Here is a 7557-nt window from a genome sequence, read left to right as displayed (position 1 = left end):
TCAAACATTGTAAATATGTTATGACCGATTTAGGGTACTACGGATTAGAGCAAGATGGCTTTAAATTATTGATGCCAATAAAGAAAAAGAAGAATTTACCCTTATTTGATGTTGAGAAAAAGTACAATAAAATGATTGGAAAAATACGAGTTGTGATCGAACATATTAATAGTCAATTGAAAACATTTAGAATATTAAGTGAACGCTATCGAAATAGACGGAAAAGATTCGGTTTACGCATTAACTTAATCGCTGCACTGGTAAATCGGATGAACTTGCAATAACGACTTTCGCAAGAGGTCTATTATTTGATAGACGCATGAATTTCAGCGATATAACCGCCCGGGAACTGCACCATTGCTGACTCACGACCATCCGACTTATAAGCATTCACCAAAACAGATGCACCTGCTTTTGTGGCTTTATCTAAGGTTTCAGATAAGTTTTTAACTTCATAACCCGTCATATCGTGCCCATACGGATAAGGAAGATGACCATTGGTCACGAACACTGTCATTTTGCCGAAGTCAGACTCAACGCGAATACGTCTATACGTTTCATTTGGGCGACCAATTTCTATACCTGCGGCTTTAGGGTTATCGGAAACGACTTTACCGTGTGAAAAACTCACGAACTTCTTAACAAACGAGTCGGCACTTTGTTTTGAAACATAAATACGGTTTTCTGGAACAGTCTCTAACTGGTTATAGTTAGGCTTAGTCGTGTGCCAATAGAGCTGCATATTTACACCGCCCGGCCATTGGACAATCGCATCACGCCCAATTGGGTCTGGGAAGGCATCTACAATGACATCTGCCCCATTTGCCTTGGCAGCCTGCACTGCTGCATCCATATCTTTGACTAAATAGCCTGTTCTTTCCAAACCAAACGGATATGGAATTGGAGTTTTAAAACCAAATACAGACAATGTACCTACTGGGGTCAATACAAGCTGAGACATCGTCTGGCTCGGTGTTGGTGTGACTTGGAAAACACCTTGTTTCGACTTGGTACCCCCGAATGTTGCGACCAAACTATCGGTAAATTTATCAAAGTCTTCAGGGTTTACATAAACATGCGTTGTATCGTATTGGGGGGCTACACCGGGCGCCTCACTTTTTATACTTGTTGTTGTTTTGGCAAAAACCTGAGGCACTAGGGCAACATTTGTGCCCACTAGCATGGTGCTTAAAAGCAAGGCTGATAATGATTTACGCATAAAATGCTCCTGTTTAAATGAGATGCTTAAACTTATTGTGATTTTGAAGATTGATTAGAAAGAATGGTGACCATCACCAACGCAGCGATGAGCCCAAGATGTTCGAAGAAACTATTAAACGTACTAAAAAATGCTGGGCCTGTATGATTCCAAAAGTCGTTTGCAACGAGCATTGCTATGGCAGTTAGACAGCCTAAAGCCCCTGCTCCTAACCAGACAAAACGATTAAAAATCACCAGCAGTGAACCAACAATTTCAATAAAAATAGCGGTAGCTGCCCAGAGCCAAGCAGGCTGTAGACCAAAACTCGCCTGCTCTTCAATAGCCGCATGAAATCCGATGAATTTATTAATTCCCCCCACTAAATAGGCTGAAACGAGTGCAAGTCGAAGTAGCGGAAGCAATCCATGAATTGATAAGATCTTTTTTACCCATACTGGGTTATTATTAATCAAGTCACTCATCTATTTACCTTTTTGAAATCTCATAGTTTTAATATTTAAAAAATATAAGTTTCATGCATTAATAAAAGTTTATAAAATATGCAATATTCATGATCTAATTTATAAAATTATCTTTATAAAATAAGATAATTTAAATAGTTTTAAATATTTTATTAACCTTTAAAAAACCAAATAACTCACGGTATATAAAATCAAAAATCCGTGTAAACTACTAGATATTTATTTAAATACAAACTGTATTCTAAAAAGATACAATGATTGATATACAGATATTCCTCATATAATTTAGCGGCAAGATCATTTAGCCTTTAAAATTTGATGGATAAAATAGACTGTATTAATACTTTTATAAGTGTGGTAGAGAATGGAAATTTTAGTCATGCTTCTAGAAATCTAGGCATTACCAGAGATCAGGTTTCAAAAAGAATTTTTTATTTAGAAAGTCTATTTAATACATCATTATTTATACGCAACACCCGAAAGATGGACCTGACTCGCTCTGGAGAAAAGTTCTATGAGCGATGCAAAGTGATTGTGAAAGAGTTAGATTTAGCAGCTCATGACTTTGTATACGACCAGAAATACCCTGAAGGCTTACTCAAAATTAGTGCTCCACATGTCTTTATCCAAACGTGCTTTTCAGATGTCATTTCTAATTTTCTAATCAAATATCCTCATATTGAAATTGATCTTATGTTTTCAGACCACTCCACTCATATCAATCCCCATAAATTTGATGTGATTTTAAAAGTTGAGGAAAATATTGAAGAGAAAAATACTTTCATTTTAAATACATATAAAAGAAGCTTTTATGCAACAGATACATATTTAAATAAATATGGAAAACCGAAAAATATAGAAGAGCTTAGAGAACATAGCATTTTACTATATTCTAAAGATGACTTAAAAAATAATATTATTAACTCAATACCAAAATTAACATGCAATAATATAGAAATTCTTTTAGAACTTTGTAAGAGAAATCAAGGCATTTTATTTGCACCTGACTTTTTAGCAAAAAAATATGAAGATGAAGGAATCATTATTAACTATTCAAAAACCCTTTTAAACTCCGATCTATATTTTTATGCAACCACACCTTATGGATCGAGAATTCCAAAAAAGGTTGAACTTTTTTTAAATTCTTTAAAACAGCATTTTTCAAACTTATAGCTTTTTCAGTCATAAAATTATCTCTTAATAGATAGTTCTTTTTTATAAGCATATACAAAAAGTTCTAATGGATGGTTCACTCGATTGAGTAAATTTTGTTATATACTAAACAAAATATGTTGAGTATGTAACATGAATATATCTTTACTCATATCTTCACTCCCTACTCAGAACTCAACCGCTCGTATGAGAGTCTGGCGTTCACTCAAGGCAAGCGGAGCCGCAACTGTGCGTGATGGAGTCTATCTATTACCCATTACGCACTCTGAAAAATTTGAAGCTATCGCGCAGGATGTAATCTCAGAACAAGGTTCAGCTTATATCTTTCAAGCAGAAGCGCCATTAAACCTTGAAATTATTTCACTTTTTAATCGTAATGAAGAATATGAAGCTATACGTAAACAGCTTGTTGATTTAAATCAGAATCAAAATGAAAATGAAAAAAAAGAACTACTTAAACAAGTCCGGAAATTGCGAAAGAGCTTGGATGCTCTTGTCGAAATTGATTATTTCCCTAGCGAAGTCCAAGAGCAAACACTCAATGAACTTATCTCACTCGAACATTCTATTGCTCGACTTGGTGAAACCAATGAACCCGTTTTTACTCAAGCAAAGATAAAGCGACTTCTAAAAAAAGATTATCAAAATCAAGTCTGGGCTACCCGAAAGCACCCATGGATAGACAGATTAGCGTCAGCTTGGCTTATCAAAAATTTTATTGATGAATCACCTCAGTTTCTATGGCTGGAATCCCCTTCTGAATGTCCTACATATGCACTTGGTTATGATTTTGATGGAGCAACTTTCACCCATATCGATAACTTGGTTACTTTTGAAGTTCTCTTGCATAGTTTTGAACTTGAAACACCTGCATTAAAAAAGATTGCAGAAATTGTTCACTATCTTGATGTCGGTGGTTTTGAACCACCAGAAGCAATAGGCATAGAAAAAGTAATTCAAGGTTTACGTAGTCAGATCAGCAACGACGACCAATTATTTGAATTGGCCAACTATATCTTTGATGGCTTATATGCCGACTTAAAAAGAGAACGCTCATGACACAAGAAAAACAAAACTCACAGGACTCTCCTGTTGAACCTGTAAGCTTCTGGCGTGCACTCCTATTTTGGCTCAAATTAGGATTTATCAGTTTTGGAGGGCCAGCAGGACAAATCGCTGTTATGCACCAAGAGCTTGTTGAACAAAAGCGTTGGATTTCAGAAAAACGTTTTCTACATGCGCTTAACTATTGCATGCTATTGCCCGGCCCAGAAGCACAGCAGTTAGCGACCTATATCGGGTGGCTTATGCATCGTACTATTGGAGGTTTAGTTGCAGGTATTTTATTTGTTCTCCCCTCTTTATTCATATTAATAGGCTTATCATGGATATACGTTAAATTCGGTGATGTTCCAATAATTGCTGGCCTGTTTTATGGAATTAAACCAGCTGTAGTCGCTATTGTTTTTCACGCAACTTACAGAATTGGCAGTCGATCACTCAAGAACAAATTCTTATGGTTAATTGCTGCTATCGCTTTTCTCGCCATATTTGTTTTAAACCTACCATTTCCACTCATTGTTTTTGCGGCAGGACTCACTGGTTATTTTACAAGTAAGAAATATCCTGAACTGTTTTCTAGTAATGCAGGGCATAAAAACAGTCAAAAAGATTATGGTACTGCCTTAATTGATGACGATACACCAACTCCAGAACATGCAAAGTTCAAATGGTTACGCCTGACTAAAATTATTATTGTTGGTGCCCTTCTATGGTTTATTCCTGTCGTGGGGCTTGGCCTTTACTTTGGTTGGGATCATTCATATACACAAATGGCATGGTTCTTTACTAAAGCAGCTTTACTTACATTTGGCGGTGCGTATGCAGTTCTGCCATATGTATATCAAGGAGCTGTGAACTATTATGGATGGCTAAGCCCAACGCAAATGATTGATGGTTTAGCACTTGGTGAAAGTACACCTGGGCCTCTAATTATAGTTGTTGCTTTTGTGGGTTTTCTCGGTGGATTCAACCATGCTTTATTAGGTTCAGAACATTTATTTCTGGCAGGTACACTCGGTGCAATTATTGTTACTTGGTTTACTTTTCTGTTTTCATTTATATTTATTTTAGCAGGTGCACCTGTTATCGAATCAACGCATAACGAGCTAAAATTTACTGCTCCTTTAACTGCAATTACAGCTGCCGTAGTCGGTGTGATTTTAAATTTGGCACTGTTCTTTAGTTATCATGTTTTATGGCCTCATGGATTTAGTCAAGCTTTTAATTATGAAGCGGCCTTAATTACAATCGCTGCATTTATTGCCTTATTCCACTTTGAAGTAAAAGTTATGTATGTAATTTTAGCAGCAGCGATTTGTGGTTTAATTCTATACGTGGGTGTATAAAAATTTATTCTATTAAAACAAGAGAGTAAGCCTTATGCTTACTCTTTTTTTATTAATGACAGTGATATTGTCCCGTTTTACTATTGGTATGACATCCTGATGAGTTAGTCCCGCCAGAGTGAGCGTTAGCATTTGTGACCGCTAAACCAATTAAACAAATAAATAATAATTTTTTCATGAGCTTGCTTCCTTAAATTGGAATTATAATGAGCATTTAGTGTACAAAATAAAAGCACTAAAAAGATGCAAAGCAGATGAATGACATTTGAACTTTAGTCTAGTAAGTTAGTTTCTTTCTTATTTCGGCCATTTATGATGATAATCATCAATCACATATTCGTGTGCATGCTCACCGTTATGGCTATGGTTAACCAAATGTTCATGTCCAGCAGGTAAGTCATGATGGGTATGAGATAAAACTAAGTCATCATTTTTCGGCCAGATGAAATAGGCAAAAGACAATGCACTTAAAGCAATAATTGCCATAGGAATAAAAGTAAATAAAGTTCCAAAGTGAGTGCTTAACCATCCCACTAAAGGATATGTAATTAACCAGCATGCATGTGAAAACGCGAATTGTGCAGCAAACAAAGCCGTTCTATTTTCACTTGAAGCAGACTTACGAATGAGTCGACCCGTTGGAGTTTGTGAGACTGAATACCCTATTCCCAAAACAAACCAGAGTGCTAAAAGCCAATCATATGAAGCGATAAAATATCCACTAAATAAACCAATTACCAAAATTACCGTTCCAGTCAGCATGACAGATCGGTCATCAAATTTTTCTAAAACTTTAGGAAGCATAAAAGCCGAAAGCATTGATCCTAAGCCAAATAACCCAAACGCCCAAGTGGTCGCATGTTCGGACAATTTAAAAGTGGATTGTACTAAAACGACAGTATTTACAATTACCACAGCGCTCGCAGAAGCAATGGCTAGATTTAATGCCAATAAAGCTTTTAAACGAGGAGTGTTGAAATAGATTTTTGCCCCTCTTTTTATTCTGCTATATATACCTTGAAATGCAGCAACCTGAGCCACGGGTAGTTTTGTACTTACAACGAAAAGCGCCGAGCCAATAAATCCAATCACTGTACCTAAAAATAAGTTGTGATAACTCATATAACTTAGTAAAAAACCTGCCAACATCGGGCTAATAATATTTTCTAAGTCATATGCTAACCGAGATAGAGATAGCGCATTGGTATATTCTCTTTCCTCGGGTAAGACATCGGGAATCATGGCTTGAAATGTTGGGGTAAATGCTGCCGATGCAGACTGTAAAAGAAAAATCAGAATATAAATTTGCCAAATTTGAGTAACGAATGGTAGGCATAAAGCAGTGCACGCTCGAATCACATCCAAAGTCACCAGAACCTTTTTACGAGGAAGTCTTTCTGCAAAAGCTGAGGCAATTGGAGCAACGCCAATATAAGCAATCATTTTAATTGCCAAAGCAATACCAAGAACTTGCGCAGCCTGCCCTTTAGCAATGTCATAGGCTTGTAAAGCCAATGCAATTGTAATTAGCCCAGTACCAATCAATGCAATGACTTGGGCTAAAAACAAATGCCGATATGTACTATTTTTTAAGACTTCCAGCATTTGGTTCTCCTTTGATAGGAATTCAATTCATTCCAAACAAGGAATTTCTTTAGATGTTAACCTAAGAAATTAAAGAGAAGCTTAAAATGCCTTTTTATTCGCTGCCTTAGGCCATTATAAAAGTATCAGAAATCTAGTTTAATCTTAGCAGTTTCAGTATCCAGCGCCATTCTAACTCCCCGTCTCTTTCATCTGTCTCATCAGAGCTTAGAAGCTGAATAATTCTGCCTTCAATCATATATAAAAAGAGTTTGGCATCGGTAAAAGAAGCATCAGTTTTAAGTAATCTAAGCTGACTATAAACTTCATTGGTCAGCCATGTTCTGTATCTCACCGCGGTTTTATAAGCTTTTGGATAACTATTTTTAGTTTCAAAAATAGCCTTAAATAATAAGTAGTACGGGCCTTCTAAGTCGGTATGTAGAACATACAACTTCTTGAGTTTATCGGTTGTGCTTGTGTCATGGTCATACTCGACCAGTGCAACCACTTGGTCTTGGAGGTGTTCTTTTTGTACGATTAAACAGATTTCGATGAAGCGTTCTTTAGAGTGAAAATAATTATAAAACGTCATTTTATTCACTTCGGTTTCTTTCACAATTTTGTCGACACCGACCATGTGAAATCCACCGTGATGGAACAGATTTATTCCTTTTTTTACAACTTCTAAAGCACGTGTTGGGAGAAT

At 36.3% G+C, this 7557-nt stretch carries 9 protein-coding genes; 4 read left to right on the top strand and 5 right to left on the bottom strand.

Annotation, left to right across the window (positions count from 1 at the left end):
• Nucleotides 1–284: transposase family protein (locus tag J582_RS23990; protein WP_031997721.1), on the top strand; the 284-nt coding region annotated here is incomplete at its 5' end.
• A gap of 20 nt (nt 285–304) precedes the next feature.
• Here J582_RS23990 and J582_RS23985 read toward each other — a convergent pair.
• Together J582_RS23985 and J582_RS23980 are read right to left on the bottom strand one after the other, a co-directional pair.
• A complete protein-coding gene (locus tag J582_RS23985) occupies nt 305–1219 on the bottom strand; it encodes a hypothetical protein (RefSeq protein ID WP_022575335.1) in 915 nt (304 codons plus the stop codon).
• A gap of 32 nt (nt 1220–1251) precedes the next feature.
• Entirely contained in the window at nt 1252–1683 is a 432-nt protein-coding gene (locus J582_RS23980; RefSeq protein ID WP_022575334.1) for a DoxX family protein, read from the bottom strand.
• A gap of 318 nt (nt 1684–2001) precedes the next feature.
• Between J582_RS23980 and J582_RS23975 the strand changes: the two genes are divergently transcribed.
• The 3 genes from J582_RS23975 (at nt 2002) to chrA (ending at nt 5264) form a co-directional block, all read left to right on the top strand.
• The gene (locus tag J582_RS23975) at nt 2002–2856 is read left to right on the top strand and encodes a LysR family transcriptional regulator (protein WP_031981808.1); all 855 of its coding nucleotides are present in this window, start codon (nt 2002–2004) and stop codon (nt 2854–2856) included.
• A 132-nt stretch (nt 2857–2988) separates the two neighbouring features.
• On the top strand, nt 2989–3915 hold the full coding sequence (locus J582_RS23970; RefSeq protein WP_031981807.1) for a chromate resistance protein ChrB domain-containing protein: 927 nt from the start codon (nt 2989–2991) through the stop codon (nt 3913–3915).
• On the top strand, nt 3912–5264 hold the full coding sequence (chrA, locus tag J582_RS23965) for a chromate efflux transporter (RefSeq protein ID WP_032048774.1): 1353 nt from the start codon (nt 3912–3914) through the stop codon (nt 5262–5264). Before J582_RS23970 ends, chrA begins: the two co-directional genes overlap by 4 nt.
• A 52-nt stretch (nt 5265–5316) precedes the next feature.
• On the opposite strand, the gene J582_RS26855 is transcribed toward chrA, so the two are convergent.
• The 3 genes from J582_RS26855 to J582_RS23955 all read right to left on the bottom strand — a co-directional run.
• Complete coding sequence (locus J582_RS26855) at nt 5317–5442, bottom strand: YHYH domain-containing protein (RefSeq protein ID WP_114271335.1); 126 nt, start codon at nt 5440–5442, stop codon at nt 5317–5319.
• Between the two features lie 119 nt (nt 5443–5561).
• Nucleotides 5562–6869 (bottom strand): MFS transporter, encoded by a 1308-nt coding sequence (locus tag J582_RS23960; protein WP_032048773.1) that lies wholly within the window; start codon nt 6867–6869, stop codon nt 5562–5564.
• A 133-nt stretch (nt 6870–7002) separates the two neighbouring features.
• Nucleotides 7003–7557: TetR/AcrR family transcriptional regulator (locus J582_RS23955; RefSeq protein ID WP_068791262.1), on the bottom strand; the 555-nt coding region annotated here is incomplete at its 5' end.

This window comes from Acinetobacter sp. 1566109, assembly GCF_000582255.1.
Classification (GTDB): Bacteria; Pseudomonadota; Gammaproteobacteria; order Pseudomonadales; family Moraxellaceae; genus Acinetobacter; species Acinetobacter nosocomialis.
This window is presented reverse-complemented; position numbering and strand designations above follow the sequence as displayed.